This is a genomic window from Pseudomonas sp. NS1(2017) (assembly GCF_002269425.1).
Lineage (GTDB): Bacteria > Pseudomonadota > Gammaproteobacteria > Pseudomonadales > Pseudomonadaceae > Aquipseudomonas > Aquipseudomonas reactans.
Genome location: NZ_CP022960.1, coordinates 6,064,835 through 6,084,754 on the forward strand (window position 1 = coordinate 6,064,835; position 19,920 = coordinate 6,084,754).

A 19,920-nucleotide genomic window follows, 5' to 3' on the forward strand; every position below is an offset into this window, starting at 1 on the left:
GTGGGTAACCCGGCAGGACGCCGGGTTAGCCGCGCTGGGCCAAGGATGGCCCATCGCGGCGGCCCACGCTCCAAAGCCGGAGTGAGGGCACACCGAGCCTAGGCGAGGTGCCGAGTGTTGGGGCGAAGCGTTTTTGGTTACTTTTTGCGCTCTTCAAAAAGTGACCCGCTGTAAGAGCGGAACCATAGGCGGCCGTTACCTAAATAACGGATATGTACCCAGTCAACTCTTGTGAAGCTTACTCATCAATTGCGCCTCAGCCTGCGTCAACCCACACGACTGAGTAAGCTCATCCACCGTAGCCCCCATCCCCACCAACTTGGCGGCCTGGGCAAACGAAAGACTCGAAGGATCCCGCTGCTCAATCTGCGCCAGTTTGTCAGGCAACGGCCCGACAATTGCGCGCAATTCATGCACCTCATCCCCGACCTTCACCGCACTCTGCTGAAAGTGATCAACCCGCTTCACCAACTCCAGCACCCGCCGATCACGCAGAGCATCACGCTCAGCCTGCTGCAACAACAGTTCACGCTGCTGACGCACAAAGCGCAACAGAAATGCCAAAGTCCCAGCCCACAACAGGGCCAGGACAATCACCGCGGCCTCAAGGAACAATCAGATGCTCTCCAGTTCCGACCATTCTTCTTCGCTCATCATCTTGTCCAGCTCAACCAGAATCAGCAGCTCGCCGTTCTTGTTGCACACGCCCTGGATGAACTTGGCGGACTCTTCGTTACCCACGTTCGGCGCGGTCTCAACTTCCGACTGACGCAGGTAAACCACTTCGGCCACGCTGTCGACCATGATCCCGACCACTTGCTTGTCGGCCTCGATGATGACGATACGCGTGTTGTCGTTGACTTCAGTCGGCACCAGGCCGAAACGTTGACGGGTGTCGATCACCGTCACCACGTTGCCGCGCAGGTTGATGATGCCCAGCACGTAGCTTGGCGCACCCGGCACCGGTGCGATCTCGGTGTAGCGCAGCACTTCCTGCACGCGCATCACGTTAATGCCATAGGACTCGTTGTCCAGTTTGAAGGTCACCCATTGCAGGATCGGATCATCCAAACCTTGTGCGGACGCTGACTTATTCATACCCCTGACCCCTTCAAATGCCGTTTACACGGCGTGTGTGCTTCGCTGACCGCATTCACATACGGCCCTTATTGTTCAATCAACTGCGTTTGGTGACCGGCATCGCCTTGACCGCGCCACTGGCGATCAACTCGGCCAGTTCGGCGACGTCGAGCAACGCGCACATGTGTTCGATCACGGTGCCTGCCAGCCAAGGCCGTTGGCCGCGGTGGCTGCGCCATTTGATTTCGTTCGGGTCCAGGCGCAACGAGCGGCTGACTTGATGCACCGCCAGCCCCCACTCGTAGCCCTGCACCGAAATCACGTATTGCAGGCCCTGGCGGAAATCGTCGCGGTAGCGGTCGGGCATGACCCAGCGCGCGGTATCCAGGACCTTGAGGTTGCCGGCCTGGCTGGGCAGGATGCCGAGGAACCACTCCGGTTGCCCGAACAGCGGTGTCAACTCCTGGCCTTCCAGGGAATAGATCGAGCCCAGGCACACCAACGGCACTGCCAGGGTCAAGCCGGCGACGTCGAACAACAGGCATTCAAACGGTTCGGCTGCCCAGCTCGGGCGACCGTCACCGGTGACTGGCGGCGGCGTAATACTCGGCGGCAGGTGCACTTCCACCACTGGCTCGACAACGACAGGAGCAGGGGCAACCACCACGGGCGAGACCACTGCCGGCGTAATCGGCACTACGACCTGCGCATCGCGGGCTTGTTCTTCCAGCACCGCCAACTGGAATTCATCCAGCGCGGCTTCGGGTTCAACAGCCGGTTCCAACACCAGGATCGGTTCCGGCAGTTCTTCGGCGGTCGCATCCTGCAGCAGGGCATCCAGATAGGATTCAAGTGCCAGTTGCGGCCGGGTCTTGAGTTCGACAGGACGGTTCATCACGCCACCTGCGCCACAAGCTGCTGCGACAACAGGTGCTTGAGCAACGCGCGGTAGGCGAGCACACCACGGCTTTTCGGGTCGAACTGCGACGGCGCAAGGCCCGCACGGCTGGCGTCACGCAGGCGCGTGTCCACCGGGATGTAGCCGTTCCAGATGGTGTCCGGGTAGGCATCGCGCAACACGCGCAGGGTGCCGAGGGACGCCTGGGTGCGGCGGTCGAACAAGGTCGGCACGATGCTGAACGGCAGCGCTTGTTTGCGCGAACGGTTGATCATCGCCAGGGTGCTGACCATGCGCTCCAGGCCTTTGACGGCCAGGTGTTCGGTCTGCACCGGGATCACCAACTGCTGGCTCGCCGCCAACGCGTTGACCATCAACACGCCCAGCAACGGCGGGCTGTCGATGATGGCGTAGTCGAAGTCCTGCCACAGTTGCGCCAGGGTCTTGGCGATCACCAGGCCCAACCCGCTCTGCCCCGGCGACTGACGCTCAAGGGTGGCCAGGGCGGTGCTGGACGGCAGCAGGGAAATGCTTTCGTTGCTGGTGGGCAGCAGCAGTTGCCCCGGCAGATCAGCCGGCACGCTGCCCTTGTGCAGGAACAGGTCGTAGTTGCTGTGTTCCAGCGCATCCGGGTCGTAGCCGAAATAGCTGGTCATGGAGCCGTGAGGGTCCAGGTCCACCACGACCACGCGCTTGCCCGCCTCGGCCAGCAAGCCGGCTAAGGCGATGGACGTGGTGGTCTTGCCGACCCCACCTTTTTGATTGGCAACTGCCCAGACTCTCATTCGGTTGGTTCCTCCCGGCAGGCACAGGCGCGACCGAGACATTGCATAAGGTTATTGAGCCGGCGACGGAGAATTGACGGCGCTCTGACGAACCGGCGGTTTTACAGGGGGCGGTGCAGTTTGTGTGCCAGCCCGCTTCAAGGCGGCATCCGGTGTTGCATTGGCGGTACCGGTGCCGGTCAGGCTACGCCGCACATCCAGGTTGCGCGACACTACCAACACCACCCGGCGGTTCTTCGCGCGGCCCTCTACCGTGGCGTTATTGGCCACCGGCTGGAACTCGCCATACCCCACCGACGCCAGGCGCCCCGGGTTCACACCCTGCATCGCCAGCATGCGCACGATGCTTGAGGCACGGGCCGAGGACAGCTCCCAGTTGGTCGGGTACTGCGCGGTACTGATCGGGAAATTGTCGGTGAAACCTTCGACATGGATCGGATTTTCAAACGGCTTGAGAATCGCCGCCACCTTGTCGATGATGGTAAACGCCTGGTCGCTCGGCAACGCGTCGGCGCTGGCGAACAACAGGCTGGAATTAAGCTCGATCTCCACCCACAACTCGTTGCCCCGCACGGTCATCTGGTTGGAGCTGATCAGGTCGCCAAACGCTGCGCTGATGTCATCGGCGATGCTTTTCAGCGGATCGCTGGTGCCACCCACACCGGCAGCAGTTTCATCGCTGTCGTTGACCAGCGGCTTGGCCGGGGTCACGGTCTTGGGCCGCTCTTCACCGATCGGGATCGGCTTAAGCGAGCGGTCGGCGTCGTTGAACACGCCGATCAGTGCCTGGGAAATGACCTTGTACTTGCCTTCGTTGATCGACGAGATCGAGTACATCACCACGAAAAACGCGAACAGCAAGGTGATGAAGTCCGCGTAGGACACCAGCCAGCGCTCATGGTTGACGTGTTCTTCAGGCTCGCGACGGCGACGGCTCACAGGCAATACCCCCAGCAACACAAATCACCTGTAGGAGCGTGCTTGCTCGCGAAAAACCCGAGAACACCGCGCTCATCCAGCATGCCGGGGTTATCGTTGACGATTTTCGCGAGCAAGCTCGCTCCTACAAGGTGCATGTTCATCAATCCATGAAGCCCTGGAGCTTCAATTCGATGGAACGCGGGTTCTCGCCCTCGGCAATCGACAAAATACCTTCCAACAACATTTCGCGGTAACGCGACTGGCGCAGGGCAATCGATTTGAGCTTGCTCGCCACCGGCAACAACACCAGGTTGGCACTGGCCACGCCATAGATCGTGGCGACAAACGCCACGGCAATGCCGCTGCCCAGTTGCGAAGGGTCGGCCAGGTTGCCCATCACGTGGATCAAGCCCATCACCGCACCGATGATGCCGATGGTCGGCGCGTAGCCGCCCATGCTTTCGTAGACTTTGGCGGCGTTGATGTCGCGGCTTTCCTGGGTGTAGAAATCCACTTCCAGGATGCTGCGGATCGCTTCCGGTTCGGCGCCATCGACCAGCAATTGCAGGCCTTTGCGCGCGTAGCTGTCGGGCTCGGCATCGGCCACGCCTTCCAGGCCCAGCAGGCCTTCCTTGCGGGCGGTGAGGCTCCAGTTGACCACACGGTCGATGCCACCCGGCAAGTCGACACGCGGCGGGAAAATGATCCAGATAAGGATCTGCATGGCGCGCTTGAAGGAGCTCATGGGCGACTGCAGCAACGCCGCGCCCACGGTGCCGCCGATCACGATCAGAGCCGCCGGGCCGTTGGCCAGGGCGCCGAGGTGACCACCTTCCAGGTAGTTGCCGCCAATGATCGCGACAAACGCCATGATGATACCGATCAGGCTCAAGACATCCATCAGAGGCAGGCCTCCACCAGATGCTTGCCAATGTCGTCCAGGCTGTAGACGGCGTCAGCCAGGTCGGCCTTGACGATGGCCATGGGCATGCCATAGATCACGCAGCTGGCTTCGTCCTGGGCCCAGATGGCGCTGCCGCCCTGCTTGAGCAGGCGCGCGCCCTCACGGCCGTCGGCGCCCATACCGGTGAGCACCACCGCCAGAACTTTGTCGCCGTAGGACTTGGCTGCCGAACCGAAGGTGATATCCACGCACGGCTTGTAGTTCAGGCGCTCGTCGCCCGGCAGGATTTTGATCGCGCCACGCCCGTCCACCATCATTTGCTTGCCACCCGGCGCCAGCAACGCCAGGCCAGGACGCAGGATGTCGCCATCCTCGGCTTCCTTGACGCTGATGCGGCACAGCTTGTCCAGGCGTTCGGCGAACGCCTTGGTGAAGGCGGCAGGCATGTGCTGGATCAACACGATCGGTGCCGGGAAGTTGGCCGGCAGTTGGGTCAACACGCGTTGCAGGGCCACTGGGCCGCCCGTGGACGTGCCGATAGCCACCAGCTTGTAGGCTTTGCGTTTCGGCGCAGGCGAATGGGCAGTGGCAGGCGCAGCGGCGCGAACCGGCGCCACGGCAGGCCGTGCAATCGGTGCTGGCGCTGGGCGAGCAAACGATGACGTCGGCGCAGCCGGTGCCGCAACCGGTGCAGGCGTCGGCGCGGGCGCGCTGAACAAGCTACGACGGTTACTGCGCGAAATGCTGTGCACTTTCTCGCACAGCAGTTGCTTGACCTTCTCGGGGTTGCGCGAGATGTCTTCGAAATTCTTCGGCAGGAAGTCCACCGCGCCGGCGTCCAGGGCATCCAGGGTGACCCGGGCGCCTTCGTGGGTCAGCGAGGAGAACATCAATACCGGGGTTGGACAGCGTTGCATGATGTGCCGGACTGCGGTGATGCCATCCATCATCGGCATCTCGTAATCCATGGTGATCACGTCCGGTTTCAACGCAATGGCTTGATCAATCGCCTCTTTGCCGTTGGTGGCCGTGCCGACCACCTGGATCGTTGGATCGGCGGAAAGAATTTCCGAGACGCGGCGGCGGAAGAAACCCGAATCGTCCACCACCAGGACCTTGACTGCCATAAACACTCCGTTAGGCGGGGCGGGCACTACCGCCCTGCCCCACCAGAATCAAATACGCCGAGCGGCGTAACGCTTGAGCATGCTCGGAACATCGAGAATCAGCGCGATCCGACCGTCACCGGTGATGGTCGCACCCGACATGCCCGGGGTTCCCTGCAGCATTTTGCCCAAAGGCTTGATGACCACTTCTTCCTGGCCCACCAGTTGATCGACGACAAAGCCGATGCGCTGGGTGCCCACGGAGAGAATCACCACATGGCCCTCGCGCTGCTCTTCATGCTTGGCCGATGCCACCAGCCAGCGCTTGAGGTAGAACAGGGGCAACGCCTTGTCGCGCACGATCACCACTTCCTGGCCGTCCACCACGTTGGTGCGCGACAGGTCGAGGTGGAAGATCTCGTTGACGTTGACCAGCGGGAAGGCGAACGCCTGGTTGCCCAGCATCACCATCAGGGTCGGCATGATCGCCAAGGTCAACGGCACCTTGATCACGATCTTCGAGCCCTGGCCCTTGGTCGAGTAGATGTTGATCGAGCCATTGAGCTGGCTGATCTTGGTCTTCACCACGTCCATGCCGACGCCACGGCCGGACACGTCGGAAATCTCGGTCTTGGTCGAGAAGCCCGGGGCGAAGATCAGGTTGTAGCACTCGGTGTCGGTCAGGCGATCGGCGGCGTCCTTGTCCATCACGCCACGCTTGACCGCGATGTTACGCAGGATGGTCGGGTCCATGCCTTTGCCGTCGTCAGTGATCGACAGCAGGATATGGTCGCCTTCTTGCTCCGCCGCCAGGATCACTTTGCCGTTGCGGGACTTGCCCGAGGCTTCGCGTTCTTCCGGGGTTTCCACGCCGTGGTCGACGGCGTTGCGCACCAAGTGGACCAGCGGGTCGGCCAGGGCCTCGACGAGGTTCTTGTCGAGGTCGGTTTCTTCACCCACCAGTTCCAGGTTTATTTCTTTCTTCAACTGGCGCGCGAGGTCGCGAACCAGGCGCGGGAAGCGGCCGAAGACTTTCTTGATCGGCTGCATCCGGGTTTTCATCACCGCGGTTTGCAGGTCGGCGGTGACCACGTCGAGGTTCGACACGGCCTTTTGCATGGCTTCATCGCCGCTGCTCAGGCCCAGGCGCACCAGGCGGTTACGCACCAGTACCAGTTCGCCGACCATGTTCATGATGTCGTCCAGGCGTGCGGTATCCACCCGTACGGTGGTTTCGGCTTCACTGGCGGACTTCTCGGCCACCGGTGCGGCGGCGGCACGCGCCGGAGCAGGAGCCGCTGCAGGTGCAGGCTTGGCGGCCGGAGCCGGCGTAGCGGCTTTGGCGGCAACCGGTGCAGCCGTGGCAACAGCAGCAGCGGCCGGGGCCACTTCGCTGAACTTGCCCTTGCCGTGCAACTCGTCCAGCAGCGATTCAAACTCGTGATCGGAGATCAGGCCGTCGCCGGCCGGTGCTGCACTGGCCGCGGCAGGCGCTGCGGCCGTGGCGGCGACTTCCGGCAAGGCGTCGGCCACGAAGGTGCCCTTGCCATGCAGTTGGTCGAGCAACGCTTCGAATTCGTCGTCGGTAATGTCGGTGTTGGCATTAGCCGCAGGCGCTTCGGGCGCAGCGGCAGGTGCCACGGCGTCCGCTGCAAACTGGCCTTTGCCATGCAATTGGTCGAGCAGGGATTCGAACTCAGCGTCGGTGATGTCTTCGCTGGTTGGCGCAGCGACGGGCGCCTTGGGTGCCTCAGCCTCAGCCTTCACGGCACTGAGGGAGTTGAGCAACTGTTCGAACTCGCTGTCGGTCACATCCGGTTCGGCTTCGGCCACAGGCTCGGGCGCCGCCTCGACCACAGGCGCTGCCGAGGTGTCGGCGGGTTCCGCCAGGCGCGCCAGGGCGGCCAGCAGTTCCGGGGTGGCAGCAGTGATCGGTGCACGGTCGCGCACCTCGCTGAACATGCCGTTGACCGCATCCAGTGCCTCGAGAATCACGTCCATCAATTCCGAATCAACGTGACGCTCACCCTTGCGCAGGATGTCGAACACGTTCTCGGCGATGTGGCAGCACTCCACCAGCTCATGGAGCTGGAGGAAGCCGGCGCCCCCTTTTACAGTGTGAAAACCGCGAAAAATTGCATTGAGCAGGTTCGCATCATCCGGTCGGCTTTCCAGCTCGACCAGTTGCTCGGACAACTGCTCTAAAATTTCGCCGGCCTCTACAAGGAAATCCTGAAGGATTTCTTCATCGGCGCCGAAGCTCATGTGGGTGCTCCTTAGAAGCCTAAACTGGATAACAGGTCATCGACATCATCTTGACCCGATACGACGTCTTCACGTTTATCGGCATGAATCTGCGGACCTTCACCCTTGGCGAGATGTTTTTTTGGATCTTTTTCCGAGAGGATCGCTTCGCGGTCATGTTCAATACCGGCAAAACGGTCAACCTGGCCTGCCATAAGCACCAATTTGAGCAAGTTGCTTTCCACTTCGGTGACCAACTGGGTCACACGCTTGATCACCTGACCGGTGAGGTCCTGGTAATCCTGGGCGAGCAGAATGTCGTTGAGGTTGCTGGAAACCGTGCGGTTTTCCTGCTCGCTGCGTGACAAGAACCCTTCGACCCGACGCGCCAATTCACGAAACTCTTCTGCGCCCACTTCGCGGCGCATGAAACGGCCCCAGTCGTTGCTCAGGGCCTGGGCCTCGTTGGCCATGCCGTTGACCAGGGGCGTGGCGTTTTCCACCAGGTCCATGGTGCGGTTGGCCGCCGCCTCAGTCAGCCTGACCACATAGGACAGGCGTTCGGTGGCATCGGTGATCTGAGAGATTTCCTCGGCCTGGGGCATATGCGGGTCAATCTGGAAATTGACGATCGCACTGTGCAGCTCACGTGTGAGCTTGCCCACTTCCTGGTACAGGCCGCGGTCACGGGTCTGGTTGAGCTCATGGATTAACTGCACCGCGTCGCCGAACTGGCCTTTTTCAAGGCTGTCGACCAACTGGTGAGCATGCTTTTTCAGGGTCGACTCGAAGTCTCCCTGTGACGTTTCTTTATGCTCCATAGCTCCCCCGCGATGGCATTAGCCGTGGATGCGTTCGAAGATTTTCTCGATCTTCTCTTTCAAGGCCAGTGCAGTGAATGGCTTGACCACGTAACCGTTTACCCCGGCTTGGGCGGCTTCGATGATCTGCTCACGCTTGGCTTCGGCGGTTACCATCAGCACAGGCAGGCTGCGCAGCTTTTCGTCAGCGCGCACATGGCGTAGCAAGTCGATACCGGTCATGCCCGGCATGTTCCAGTCCGTTACCAGAAAGTCGATGCTGCCGCTGTTGAGGATCGGAATCGCCGTAATGCCGTCATCCGCCTCGACCGTGTTAGTGAACCCAAGGTCACGCAACAGGTTTTTTATGATCCGCCGCATCGTTGAGAAGTCATCAACGATGAGGATTTTCATGTTCTTGTCCAATTCGACCTCCAAGCAGTCTTAAACGCGCCCAGCACCTGGACGCGCCATTTCAATCAACAGGCATTACACAAAAAGGACTGCCGGGGCACCACGGGTCGAACCCGCAAAGGCCAGGCCCTCGCGGTATCGTCTGCAGTGTCCCCACACTGCCTGTCAGCGCGCTCGCCACTCTCCCAAACGCCCCCGCAAGCGGGCTGCGCACTGGCTGTGCAACTGGCTGACCCGCGACTCGCTGACCCCCAGGACCTCACCGATTTCCTTGAGGTTCAGCTCTTCGTCGTAGTACAGCGCCAACACCAGTCGCTCACGCTCCGGCAAATTGGCAATCGCATCCGCCAACGCCCCCTGGAAACGCTCATCTTCCAGGTCACGCGATGGCTCCATATGAGCGCTCGCGCCGTCCTCGTGCAGGCCTTCGTGTTCGCCGTCCTGCAACAGGTCGTCGAAACTGAACAGGCGGCTGCCCAAGGTATCGTTCAAAATCCCGTAGTAATCGTCGAGACTCAATTGGAGTTCGGCCGCAACTTCGTGATCTTTAGCGTCGCGACCGGTTTTTGCTTCAATTGCGCGAATTGCATCACTGACCATGCGCGTATTGCGATGCACCGAACGCGGCGCCCAGTCACCTTTACGTACCTCATCAAGCATCGCGCCACGGATACGGATACCCGCGTACGTTTCGAAACTCGCACCCTTGCTCGCGTCGTATTTGGTCGACACTTCAAGCAGGCCGATCATGCCCGCCTGGATCAGGTCTTCGACCTGAACGCTGGCGGGCAGGCGTGCCAGCAAGTGATAGGCAATGCGCTTGACCAAGGGCGCGTAGCGCTCGATCAACTCGCCCTGACTGTCACGGGCAGACTTCTTGTACGCGTTGTAGCCGGTTGCTGTCATAGCACGGGTCCTGCACTCGTCTGATGCACCAATCGCTCGACGAAAAACTCCAGATGCCCCCGCGGGTTGGCAGGCAACGGCCAGGTATCGACCTTCTGAGCAATAGCCTTGAACGCCAATGCGCATTTGGAACGAGGGAACGCTTCGTAGACTGCACGCTGCTTTTGCACAGCCTTGCGCACACACTCGTCGTAGGGAACTGCGCCGACGTATTGTAAGGCGACATCGAGGAAGCGATCCGTGACCTTGGTCAACTTGGCGAACAGGTTGCGCCCTTCCTGCGGGCTCTGGGCCATGTTGGCCAGGACGCGGAAACGGTTCATGCCGTAGTCACGGTTAAGCAGTTTGATCAGGGCGTAGGCGTCGGTGATCGAGGTGGGTTCATCGCAGACCACCAGCAACACTTCCTGCGCGGCGCGCACGAAGCTGACCACGGACTCGCCGATCCCGGCGGCGGTGTCGATCACCAGCACGTCGAGGTTGTCGCCGATATCACTGAAAGCCTGGATCAGGCCGGCATGCTGCGCCGGGCTCAGGTGCACCATGCTCTGGGTGCCGGAGGCGGCCGGCACGATACGAATGCCACCGGGGCCCTGCAGCAGCACATCGCGCAGCTCACAGCGGCCTTCGATCACATCGGCCAGGGTATGTTTGGGCGTCAGCCCCAGCAGAACGTCGACGTTCGCCAGCCCCAGGTCAGCATCCAGCAGCATGACACGACGGCCAAGCTCTGCCAGGGCCAGGGACAAATTCACTGACACGTTAGTTTTCCCGACGCCACCTTTGCCGCCGGTCACCGCGATCACCTGTACGGGATGCATGCTGCCCATTTTATTTCTTTACCTTGTCTTGCTTAGACGCAGGCTACATGGCTTGGCCGCGTGAATCGCTTGCAGACCATCGATGTAGATACATTTCACGGTGTTCATCCTGCCTCAACCGACCCGTTTTGCCGGGTTGTGGTAAAGGTCGGCGAACATATCGGCCATCGCTTCCTCGCTAGGCTCTTCTTGCATTTGCACGCTGACTGCACGGCTGACCAACTGATGACGGCGCGGCAGATGCAGATCATCCGGGATCCGCGGCCCGTCGGTCAGGTAGGCGACCGGCAATTCATGACTGATGGCCAGGCTCAGCACCTCGCCCAGGCTCGCGGTTTCATCGAGCTTGGTGAGGATGCAACCGGCCAGGCCGCAGCGTTTGTAGCTGTGATACGCAGCGGTAAGAACCTGTTTCTGGCTGGTGGTTGCAAGCACCAGGTAATTCTTCGACTTGATGCCACGCCCGGCCAGGCTTTCCAGTTGCATGCGCAATGCCGGGTCGCTGGCTTGCAGGCCGGCGGTATCGATCAATACCACGCGTTTGCGCAGCAGTGGGTCGAGGGCATTGGCCAGGGACTGGCCCGGGTCGACGTGAGTCACCGGCACATTGAGAATGCGGCCCAGGGTCTTGAGCTGCTCCTGGGCACCAATACGGTAGCTGTCCATGCTCACCAGCGCGATATTCTGCGCGCCGTATTTGAGGACGTAGCGGGCGGCCAGCTTGGCCAGGGTGGTGGTCTTGCCCATGCCGGCAGGGCCGACCATGGCAATCACACCGCCCTCTTCCAGGGGTTCGATTTCCGGGGTAACGATCATCCGCGCCAAATGAGCCAGCAACATGCGCCAGGCCTGGCGAGGCTCGTCGATTTCAGTGGTCAGAGCCAACAGGTCGCGGGACAACGGGCCAGACAGGCCGATGCGCTGCAGCCGACGCCACAGGTTGGCCTGTTGCGGCTTGCTGCCCTGCAGCTGGTTCCAGGCCAGCGAGCCCAACTGCACTTCCAGCAGTTCACGCAGGCCATTGAGTTCAAAGCGCATCGAGTCGAACACACGCTGGTCAACCGCAGGCGCCGGGGTTGGCGCAGCAGGACGCGGCGGTTCTTTGAATGTCGGCTCGACCAGCGGCTCGGCAGCCGTCAGCGGCAAGCCGGCGAACAACTGGCGATTGGTGGTGGCATCGCTGTCGCCGCGCATGCTCAGTTCAGCCTGGGCCGAAACGATGCGCGAGGCGGTCTTGCGCAGCTCGTCTTCGAGTTCCATGTTCGGCACGCGTGGCGCCAGGGCCTGGGGGGTGTAATCCAGGGCAGCCGTCAGCTCGACACCGCCGGCAATACGACGGTTTCCGATAATCGCGGCGTCGGCGCCCAGCTCGTCACGCACCAGTTTCATGGCCTGACGCATATCGGCGGCGAAAAAACGCTTAACTTGCATAACCCACTACCCTCAGCCGTTGGGCCCTACTGTCGCGACGATAGTCACTTGCTTGTTGTCAGGAATTTCCTGATAAGCCAAAACGTGCAAATTCGGTACTGCCAAACGCCCAAACCGCGACAACATCGCCCGGACGGGGCCTGCCACCAGCAGGATCACCGGTTGGCCCTGCATTTCCTGGCGCTGTGCGGCGTCAATCAACGAACGCTGCAGCTTCTCAGCCATGCTTGGCTCCAGCAGAACGCCCTCTTCCTGGCCTTGTCCTGCCTTCTGAATACTATTGAGCAATATTTGTTCCAACCTGGGTTCCAAGGTGATCACAGGCAGCTCGGAGTCAAGCCCTACAATGCTTTGGACGATTGCACGCGACAATCCGACGCGCACCGCAGCCACCAGGGCGGCAGTATCTTGACTCTTGGCGGCATTGTTGGCGATGGCCTCGGCAATGCTGCGGATATCGCGTACCGGCACCTGTTCGGCCAACAGCGCCTGCAACACCTTGAGCAACTGCGAGAGCGACAGAATGCCTGGCACCAGCTCTTCGGCGAGTTTTGGCGACGCTTTGCCGAGCAAACTCATCAATTGCTGGACTTCCTCGTGGCCAATCAGCTCGTGGGAGTGTTTGTACAGGATCTGGTTGAGGTGAGTTGCGACCACAGTGCTGGCGTCCACCACGGTGTAACCGAGGGATTGCGCCTGGCTGCGCTGGCTGATTTCGATCCACACCGCGTCCAGGCCAAAAGCCGGATCTTTGGCGGTGATGCCGTTGAGGCTGCCGAACACCTGCCCTGGGTTGATCGCCAGTTCGCGGTCCGGGTAGATCTCGGCTTCGGCCAGGATCACGCCCATCAGGGTCAGGCGATAAGCACTCGGCGCCAGATCGAGGTTGTCGCGGATGTGCACGGTGGGCATCAAGAAGCCCAGGTCCTGCGACAGTTTTTTACGCACGCCCTTGATCCGCGCAAGCAATTGGCCGCCCTGGTTGCGATCCACCAGCGGGATCAGGCGGTAGCCGACTTCCAGGCCGATCATGTCGATCGGGGTCACATCATCCCAGCCAAGCTCCTTGGTTTCCTGGGCGCGGGCCGGGGATGGCAGCAGTTCCTGCTGGCGGGCGATCTCCTGCTGGGCGATGACTTTGACCTGATTCTGCTTTTTCCAGAACAGGTACGCAGCGCCGCCGGCCAGGGCCGCCATGCTCAGGAATGACACGTGCGGCATGCCCGGCACGATACCCATGATCGCCATGATGCCCGCCGCCACGGCCAACGCCTTGGGCGATGCGAACATCTGCCGACTGATCTGCTTGCCCATGTCTTCGGAGCCCGAAGCACGGGTCACCATGATGGCCGCTGCTGTCGATAACAACAGTGATGGCAATTGCGCCACTAAACCGTCACCGATGGTCAGCAAGGCGTAGACCTTGCCCGCATCGCCGAAGGTCATGCCGTGCTGGAAGATACCGACTGCCATGCCGCCGATCAGGTTGATGAACAGGATCAGCAGGCCGGCGATGGCGTCACCGCGCACGAATTTGCTGGCACCGTCCATGGAGCCGTAGAACTCGGCTTCCTGGGCCACTTCCAGGCGGCGTGATTTGGCTTGGTTCTGGTCGATCAGGCCGGCGTTGAGGTCGGCGTCGATGGCCATCTGTTTGCCGGGCATCGCGTCGAGGGTAAACCGCGCGCTCACCTCGGAAATCCGCCCGGCGCCCTTGGTCACCACCACGAAGTTGATGATCATCAGGATCGCGAACACCACGATACCGACCACGTAGTTACCGCCGATCACCACCTCACCGAAGGCCTGGATCACCTTACCGGCAGCGGCATGGCCGTCCTGGCCGTGGAGCATGACCACACGCGTCGACGCCACGTTCAGCGCCAGGCGCAGCAGGGTCGCCACCAGCAGAATGGTCGGGAATACCGCGAAATCCAACGGCCGCAGGGCGTACACGCAGACCAGCAGCACCACAACGGACAGGGCAATGTTGAAGGTAAAGAACACGTCCAGCAGGAACGGCGGCATCGGCAACATCATCATTGCCAGCATCACCAGCAACAACAACGGCACACCCAGATTGCCTCGCGAGAGGTCAGTCAGGGTGCTGCGGGCGTTGCCGAGCATTTGAGAGCGATCCACCACCGGTATTCCTCGTGTCCTTTGAAGCAAAGTTTTGACGCGGTTGGGCGTCTTGCAGGCGGTATTGCAAGAAGCCTTCCAACTTTTGCTTTGGCCCTTCGATGACCTCCCAAGCGACCAAGCAAGCAGGTTGTAAATCAATTCAACTGTAGGAGCGGGCTTGCTCGCGAAAGCGGTGGGTCAGACAGCACATTCGGCGACTGATAGTCCGCTTTGGCGAGCAAGCCCGCTCCCACATTTTGGATTTGTGTTCACCGGCCGCTACCGAGGAAATTTCCGACAAGGTTTTGGGGTTGCCCCTAGGAAAGCCGCTCTCTAGTCTCCGTACACCGCTGCAAACGCAGTGGGCGGGCGTCGCGGCCCGGCTTACCAATGCTCAAAAGCGCCATTGTCCGCTTTCAGTTGACGCCTTTTTATCGTCTACTGTGCGCCCTTATGGTGGCTGTGCGCGGGATACCCTCGGGTATGCCGGGTCCATTGGTAACCGGTCCGCGAACCTGCGCACAGCTGCCCCCCTCCATCGCGTCGCGGCGATCAGTGGCGGCTCCACTTACCAATGGAGTTTCACAATGATCAAACCCACCCCAAATCCCCCCATCAGCCTGTTCACCGTCGCAGACCACCTCAACACCGAAGACCTGCTGGTCAACCTCACCGAAACCCTCGCTTCGGCCGAGGCGCTGATGAGTGATTTTGCGTTTGAATTGGACGGGACAAAACGCGAAGGTGCGCTGGGCGTTGCGCAGTTGATTGGCCTGGCGAAGCTGCTGGCTGACAGAGTGCTGGAGGACAGCGAGCGCTTGATGGCGTGATGGCGGATCGTTCCTGCACCACCCTGCGGGAACGATCATGAAGCTCACAGCACGCGGACGTTCTCGGCCTGAAGGCCCTTTGGGCCTTGAGTAATCTCGTACTCAACCTTTTGATTCTCATCCAGGCTTCTGAAACCACTGCCCTGGATAGCCTTGTAGTGGACAAAAACATCAGTGCTTCCGTCGTCCGGGGTGATAAACCCAAACCCCTTCTCCGCGTTGAACCACTTCACTTTACCTGTTGCCATTGTCGTTCTCCTGACCTACGAGATAATACAAACCAAGGATGCATAGACAGCATCGGGTCCGTGAATTCGACGGAGGACGTCAACCTGCTGACCCACGGCAAGCTTAATGTCTGGCGACTCACTGAAATCCACGCGCACCTCGCCCTCACCGTCGACCAGGATAATCAAACCCTTTCGGGTTTTCTGGTCATACGATTTGACAGTGCCTCTAACCACTTTCAAAACCACTCTCCCTGCATCTCATTTACAACCTTTGTACAGTGCTGATTGCAATAAAACTGCGAGAACGCGCCTCTGGCTACTGTCAAAGTTGACAGGTAGACAGGCATTCACGACGAGTGGTAGGGAGAAAAAATCAGGAGTCGCGGCGCAATTCCGGCGGAATCGGCAGGTCTTTGAGCGGGTCTGGCCGCTTGCTCTATGCCCGTGCAGTACTGGCGAACCGGATAGATAAACGCCAACACCTAGGCCAATGCCAAGTAAAACCCAGCCGGCGGTTTCTGGTACGGATCGGCGAATAAACAGAAAAACGACCGCACCAACCTCGGCGAATTCAGAAACAAATGCCTCTCGGGCAATCCAATTAGGCGGGTTGTTGCAGAGTTGAATCCCCTCTTGCTCAGTGCATCTTTGAGACGTGTACACCCCAATTTTAAAAGCCTCTAGAGCTCGTCTATGAAGAGCTCAACGCGGCAAATGACCATTGATCGGGACTGTCAAATTTCACAGGTACTCGCGCTCATATTTTATGGCTGAAATAAGGCTCCAATACGACGCCAGAGGGTCACGTCCATGAAAAACCTCCCTAATAGTGTGGAGCAGCCTGAATGTCCACAACCCCACCCTCAGCTAGAGAATGTTTACGAATTCGACCTCCAGCAACCCGAAGACATTACCCCTGTACCCTTTTCAGAGTTGGCACTCTATATTCCGGGCCTCGCAGCACCCTATATCGGCTATGACGGCGCGATCAACAAAGCGACCAAGAACATTGATCCGGAAAAAGGGCTGCTGTGTATCCTGAACCCATATCTGGACATGGCAGCAAATGACTTCATCGAAATTTTTTTCGGTAGCGCGGATATTCCAGCTACCTTTACGACGGTTTCAGATATTCAAGCCGACGGAGGACACTCGATTCCTGTTTACATATCAGAAGCTTGGTTGCAATACGGCGAGGTATTTCCCTGTTTTTTCAGAGTTACACCGCCGGGCGGTAATTCAGTGGAAACTAAAAGATTCAAATTCTTTATCGACGACTACGAACCTGCCGGCCCAGATCCAGACCATGCAACACCCTACAACGAGCATTTAGACGCTCCCAAATTTGAACAACACATTGTCGACGATGGTGTCACCCCGGAAGACGCGATAATGGGTGTCAAAGTCTTCATCAGTAAATATCCAAATCGGCCTGGATTATCACCTCGCTATAACTGGGCCGCCCGAGACACTATTTGGTTGCTGCTCAATGGCCATGAAGTTAAGCACTCCGTAACCGAAGGTGAAGCCTCTGGCTCCGACCCAATCGTCATAACCGTCTACAACACCAAATGGAACGACATTGGTAGTGGGGATGTCGTCGCTCAGTATTTTGTGATTGATGAAGCCAAGAACAAAACTGTTTCCCCGTCCCCTGTGACGATTATTCAATCACTGATTGGCAATCCTCACCCACTGCTAGATGCGCCTTTTATTGCAGAGCTAAACGATGAGGGTCAGATTGATATCAATTGGCTTGGCGGAGACCCGGCAACCCTTGTCATCAATGTACCGGGCAGGGGGTACTTAAGATTCGATAATATCGAAGTACACGCAGAAGGTTATACCGCGGATGGCTCGCTCGTCGTTAAGCATTATTTCGGCACTATCAACTCAATCTTTGTCAACTTACACATCCCTATACCTTTCGAGGATCTTCAAGCACTCGTCGGGGGTAGCCTGCGTATTCGCTTCGAGCGCGTACGGGCAGGTGAAACCCCGAATCGTCGTTCACGGGTCAGTGTATTTGACGTGATCGGCAGTTCCATCCCAGTAGCTCTACCTCCCGCGACCATACTTCAGGCCCCGGAGGGTAACATTCCAGCAGATTCTGTCACCGTAACTGTCCGGATCAACGCCTACACAGGGCAAGATCCGTTTGACAGAGTATTGCTGCTCTTATTCGGCACCTATCCCAATGGAAAAAATTACTTTAGGCCAATAGGCCCGCGTCCCGCCGGAACAGGCAATATTATCTTCAATATCCAAAACGGCCCCGAAGGCGATATTGCCAAACTCGAAGGCGGGACATTGGACGTCAGGTACGAGGTAACGAATGGGCAAGGAACCCGGCCATCCCAGACTGCTAACTTTGACGTAGGCACGCTCGTGCCGTCAATGAAGCCCGTCACCATTGAAGAGGCCCCGCCGCCGGATCACGTGTTTGATCCGACGAAGAGTCTATTTGGCGCAACAATCATCGTCCCCGCCAACACAGCTTTTACCATAGGGAGTACTGTCACCCTTTACTTCGAAGGCTCTACCCCTGGTGGTAGCTGGTCCAAACCGTTCCCCATTACGAGTCTCTGGGTGGGCGTGGATTTGTATTTCGACGTACCCCGCGAAATTGTCGTGGCGAACCTTAATTTCTCCGCGACCATTTATTACGTATTGAGTAAGCCGGGAGAACGTAACCGCCTTTCACATGCCGTGGATATGTCAGTCGGGGCGCGGCTGGCTCTTCCCGTATCAGAAATTCTGGAGGCGACCGTCGTAGTGCCTGGCGAGAGCGCCACCATGAATCCACTGCATGTGAGCGGGGACACCTACCCATCAGTGTTCACCCTCCGTGTCAGATATAACATGCTGAACACCGACATCATTCAACCGTACTTTAGAGGCAAGAATGGCGCCGGCACCCCAACAATTTCGCCCAAGCAAGGGAATGCCAGTGCAGGCTTTGTCGACTTTGTGGTGACTAATCAGGCTGTGGCAGCGAACCTAGGTCACCATGTTCGCGTGGAGTATGACGTGACACGCGGCACTGCTACTCACCTCTCCGACGAACTTGACCTTGAAATTCAGCCCATCCCCAGCTCAGCACTGCAAGTCGTATCGATACCCGAAGCGCATGGGAACCAAGTCGATGCGCACTTAAGCAACAGTGTGAGAGTCCTGCGTTATCCGTTTATGCGGTCAGGACAGGCGATCTACATTAAGCTGGACGCAGACACGGATTTCCTACTTCGCAACGGGTCACCCGTCAGCCCTGCGGAAGCGAATGCCAAGCAAATCAATGAGCCTATCCCACAGAGTTATCTGCTCCCACTTCCTGATGCCTCGCCCTTGAATATCGACGTGCGCGTATCACTCGACGGCACAGGCCTTCTAAACTCAGCCCAGGCTTTGAAAGCGCCTCCTTACATCATTAAAAGAGCCAAAGGGATCATTAAAAATATCACGGTTGGATCAGCCCCCCATCATGTTGCATTCAACGCCGATCAATCACGAGCCTATGTTACTAACTACAACAGCCATACCGTGTCCATCATTGACACCCACTCCAACAACGTTGTTGGCACCACTTCAGGATTTAGCAACCCGTACAGAGTGACACTTCACCCTGATGGCACACGTTTTTTTGTAGGTAATCTAGGCACTAAAACACTCTCGGTTGTAGACACTGCAACAAACAAAATCATCAATACCATTTCAGGCTTCAATCGAATTTTCGGCATCACCTTCAATGAAACCGGCACAAAGATGTATGTATCTTGCAACTTTGACGCTTTTGTCTACGTACATGACGCAAACACCTACACTCGACTGAACAGTTTAAAAGTCATTTACCCAACAGGATTGGCCTTTGCCCCCGGGGACGCCAGGCTTTACGCCCCATCGCAAAGCGTCATAACCATGATTAACCCAACAGGCAATGGAAGTTTGATAGGTGATATTTCCGGCACCTCATACCCTCGAGATATTGCCTTCAGTCCGCACAATTTTCATGCCCCCAAGGCGTACATAACCAACCCAGGGCTCAACCACACTGTAAATACAGTACTTGTACTAGATTCGACCAGCAACAAAATTTCCAAAACTCTGACGGGCTTCAATATACCGATGGGAATAGGAATGAACCCTATCACCGAAAGGGCTTACATCTCTGAACACGGAGGTAACTCTGTTAAAGTTATTGATACCAGCAGCGACACCATCGTAGACACTATCCCTGGATTCCTTTCACCAGAAGGCATCGCAGTGACCCGCAACGGCGCATTCGCTTACGTTTGCAACAAAACAGGTAGTAGCGTATCGGTTGTTGCCCTATAAGACGCACACGAGACAAGCGCTCAAAAAAAGCTCCATGATTTATTATCTCATGGGGCTTTTTTCATTCATAAGTAGTCACTAACAGTTTCCGTCG

At 58.5% G+C, this 19,920-nt stretch carries 17 protein-coding genes; 2 read left to right on the plus strand and 15 right to left on the minus strand.

The genetic code is table 11. The features are described from left to right. Nucleotides 1-222 precede the first annotated feature (222 nt). The 14 genes from CI807_RS28130 to flhA all read right to left on the minus strand — a co-directional run bounded on the left by CI807_RS28130 (nt 223) and on the right by flhA (nt 14,437). Nucleotides 223-615, minus strand: coding sequence for a DUF2802 domain-containing protein (locus tag CI807_RS28130; RefSeq protein WP_016976613.1), 393 nt, complete (start codon nt 613-615; stop codon nt 223-225). Continuing rightward, on the minus strand, nt 616-1,098 hold the full coding sequence (locus tag CI807_RS28135) for a chemotaxis protein CheW (RefSeq protein WP_010564003.1): 483 nt from the start codon (nt 1,096-1,098) through the stop codon (nt 616-618). Between the two features lie 79 nt (nt 1,099-1,177). Continuing rightward, nucleotides 1,178-1,975 (minus strand): CheW domain-containing protein, encoded by a 798-nt coding sequence (locus CI807_RS28140; protein WP_095017102.1) that lies wholly within the window; start codon nt 1,973-1,975, stop codon nt 1,178-1,180. Continuing rightward, nucleotides 1,975-2,763 carry a ParA family protein gene (locus tag CI807_RS28145; RefSeq protein ID WP_016976611.1) on the minus strand — a complete coding sequence of 263 codons (789 nt, stop codon included), beginning with the start codon at nt 2,761-2,763 and terminating at the stop codon, nt 1,975-1,977. The genes CI807_RS28140 and CI807_RS28145 overlap by 1 nt, the downstream gene beginning before the upstream one ends. A 51-nt stretch (nt 2,764-2,814) precedes the next feature. After that, nucleotides 2,815-3,702, minus strand: a complete 888-nt coding sequence (gene motD, locus CI807_RS28150) for a flagellar motor protein MotD (RefSeq protein WP_095017103.1) — start codon at nt 3,700-3,702, stop codon at nt 2,815-2,817. A 142-nt stretch (nt 3,703-3,844) separates the two neighbouring features. Beyond that, nucleotides 3,845-4,585, minus strand: a complete 741-nt coding sequence (locus CI807_RS28155) for a flagellar motor protein (RefSeq protein WP_016976609.1) — start codon at nt 4,583-4,585, stop codon at nt 3,845-3,847. Continuing rightward, complete coding sequence (locus tag CI807_RS28160; protein WP_095017104.1) at nt 4,585-5,715, minus strand: chemotaxis response regulator protein-glutamate methylesterase; 1,131 nt, start codon at nt 5,713-5,715, stop codon at nt 4,585-4,587. The genes CI807_RS28155 and CI807_RS28160 overlap by 1 nt, the downstream gene beginning before the upstream one ends. A 48-nt stretch (nt 5,716-5,763) precedes the next feature. Continuing rightward, complete coding sequence (locus CI807_RS28165; protein ID WP_095017105.1) at nt 5,764-7,959, minus strand: chemotaxis protein CheA; 2,196 nt, start codon at nt 7,957-7,959, stop codon at nt 5,764-5,766. A gap of 11 nt (nt 7,960-7,970) precedes the next feature. After that, entirely contained in the window at nt 7,971-8,759 is a 789-nt protein-coding gene (locus tag CI807_RS28170) for a protein phosphatase CheZ (RefSeq protein WP_028617314.1), read from the minus strand. Between the two features lie 18 nt (nt 8,760-8,777). Beyond that, nucleotides 8,778-9,152 (minus strand): chemotaxis response regulator CheY, encoded by a 375-nt coding sequence (locus tag CI807_RS28175; protein ID WP_015885173.1) that lies wholly within the window; start codon nt 9,150-9,152, stop codon nt 8,778-8,780. Between the two features lie 165 nt (nt 9,153-9,317). Then, nucleotides 9,318-10,058 carry an RNA polymerase sigma factor FliA gene (gene fliA, locus CI807_RS28180; RefSeq protein ID WP_016976604.1) on the minus strand — a complete coding sequence of 247 codons (741 nt, stop codon included), beginning with the start codon at nt 10,056-10,058 and terminating at the stop codon, nt 9,318-9,320. Further along, a complete protein-coding gene (gene fleN / locus CI807_RS28185) occupies nt 10,055-10,888 on the minus strand; it encodes a flagellar synthesis regulator FleN (RefSeq protein WP_003192912.1) in 834 nt (277 codons plus the stop codon). Before fleN ends, fliA begins: the two co-directional genes overlap by 4 nt. A 105-nt stretch (nt 10,889-10,993) precedes the next feature. After that, entirely contained in the window at nt 10,994-12,310 is a 1,317-nt protein-coding gene (gene flhF / locus CI807_RS28190) for a flagellar biosynthesis protein FlhF (RefSeq protein ID WP_095017106.1), read from the minus strand. A gap of 12 nt (nt 12,311-12,322) precedes the next feature. Next, complete coding sequence (gene flhA, locus CI807_RS28195; RefSeq protein ID WP_371858023.1) at nt 12,323-14,437, minus strand: flagellar biosynthesis protein FlhA; 2,115 nt, start codon at nt 14,435-14,437, stop codon at nt 12,323-12,325. 584 nt (nt 14,438-15,021) lie between these two features. On the opposite strand from flhA, the gene CI807_RS28200 reads away from it, so the two are divergent. Further along, nucleotides 15,022-15,264, plus strand: a complete 243-nt coding sequence (locus tag CI807_RS28200) for a DUF6124 family protein (protein WP_095017107.1) — start codon at nt 15,022-15,024, stop codon at nt 15,262-15,264. A 44-nt stretch (nt 15,265-15,308) separates the two neighbouring features. Here CI807_RS28200 and CI807_RS28205 read toward each other — a convergent pair whose 3' ends face one another. Then, nucleotides 15,309-15,512, minus strand: a complete 204-nt coding sequence (locus CI807_RS28205) for a cold-shock protein (RefSeq protein ID WP_095017108.1) — start codon at nt 15,510-15,512, stop codon at nt 15,309-15,311. Nucleotides 15,513-16,304: 792 nt separating this feature from the next. On the opposite strand from CI807_RS28205, the gene CI807_RS28220 reads away from it, so the two are divergent. Further along, nucleotides 16,305-19,826, plus strand: coding sequence for a YncE family protein (locus tag CI807_RS28220; RefSeq protein WP_095017110.1), 3,522 nt, complete (start codon nt 16,305-16,307; stop codon nt 19,824-19,826). Nucleotides 19,827-19,920 lie beyond the last annotated feature (94 nt).

Coding starts and splice junctions, on each gene's coding strand:
- CI807_RS28135 (WP_010564003.1), bottom strand. CDS start 1,098: ATGAATAAGTCAGCGTCCGCACAAGGTTTGGATGATCCGATCCTGCAA.
- CI807_RS28140 (WP_095017102.1), bottom strand. CDS start 1,975: ATGAACCGTCCTGTCGAACTCAAGACCCGGCCGCAACTGGCACTTGAA.
- CI807_RS28145 (WP_016976611.1), bottom strand. CDS start 2,763: ATGAGAGTCTGGGCAGTTGCCAATCAAAAAGGTGGGGTCGGCAAGACC.
- CI807_RS28155 (WP_016976609.1), bottom strand. CDS start 4,585: ATGGATGTCTTGAGCCTGATCGGTATCATCATGGCGTTTGTCGCGATC.
- CI807_RS28160 (WP_095017104.1), bottom strand. CDS start 5,715: ATGGCAGTCAAGGTCCTGGTGGTGGACGATTCGGGTTTCTTCCGCCGC.
- CI807_RS28165 (WP_095017105.1), bottom strand. CDS start 7,959: ATGAGCTTCGGCGCCGATGAAGAAATCCTTCAGGATTTCCTTGTAGAG.
- CI807_RS28170 (WP_028617314.1), bottom strand. CDS start 8,759: ATGGAGCATAAAGAAACGTCACAGGGAGACTTCGAGTCGACCCTGAAA.
- CI807_RS28175 (WP_015885173.1), bottom strand. CDS start 9,152: ATGAAAATCCTCATCGTTGATGACTTCTCAACGATGCGGCGGATCATA.
- fliA (WP_016976604.1), bottom strand. CDS start 10,058: ATGACAGCAACCGGCTACAACGCGTACAAGAAGTCTGCCCGTGACAGT.
- fleN (WP_003192912.1), bottom strand. CDS start 10,888: ATGGGCAGCATGCATCCCGTACAGGTGATCGCGGTGACCGGCGGCAAA.
- flhF (WP_095017106.1), bottom strand. CDS start 12,310: ATGCAAGTTAAGCGTTTTTTCGCCGCCGATATGCGTCAGGCCATGAAA.
- flhA (WP_371858023.1), bottom strand. CDS start 14,437: ATGCTCGGCAACGCCCGCAGCACCCTGACTGACCTCTCGCGAGGCAAT.
- CI807_RS28200 (WP_095017107.1), top strand. CDS start 15,022: ATGATCAAACCCACCCCAAATCCCCCCATCAGCCTGTTCACCGTCGCA.
- CI807_RS28205 (WP_095017108.1), bottom strand. CDS start 15,512: ATGGCAACAGGTAAAGTGAAGTGGTTCAACGCGGAGAAGGGGTTTGGG.
- CI807_RS28220 (WP_095017110.1), top strand. CDS start 16,305: ATGAAAAACCTCCCTAATAGTGTGGAGCAGCCTGAATGTCCACAACCC.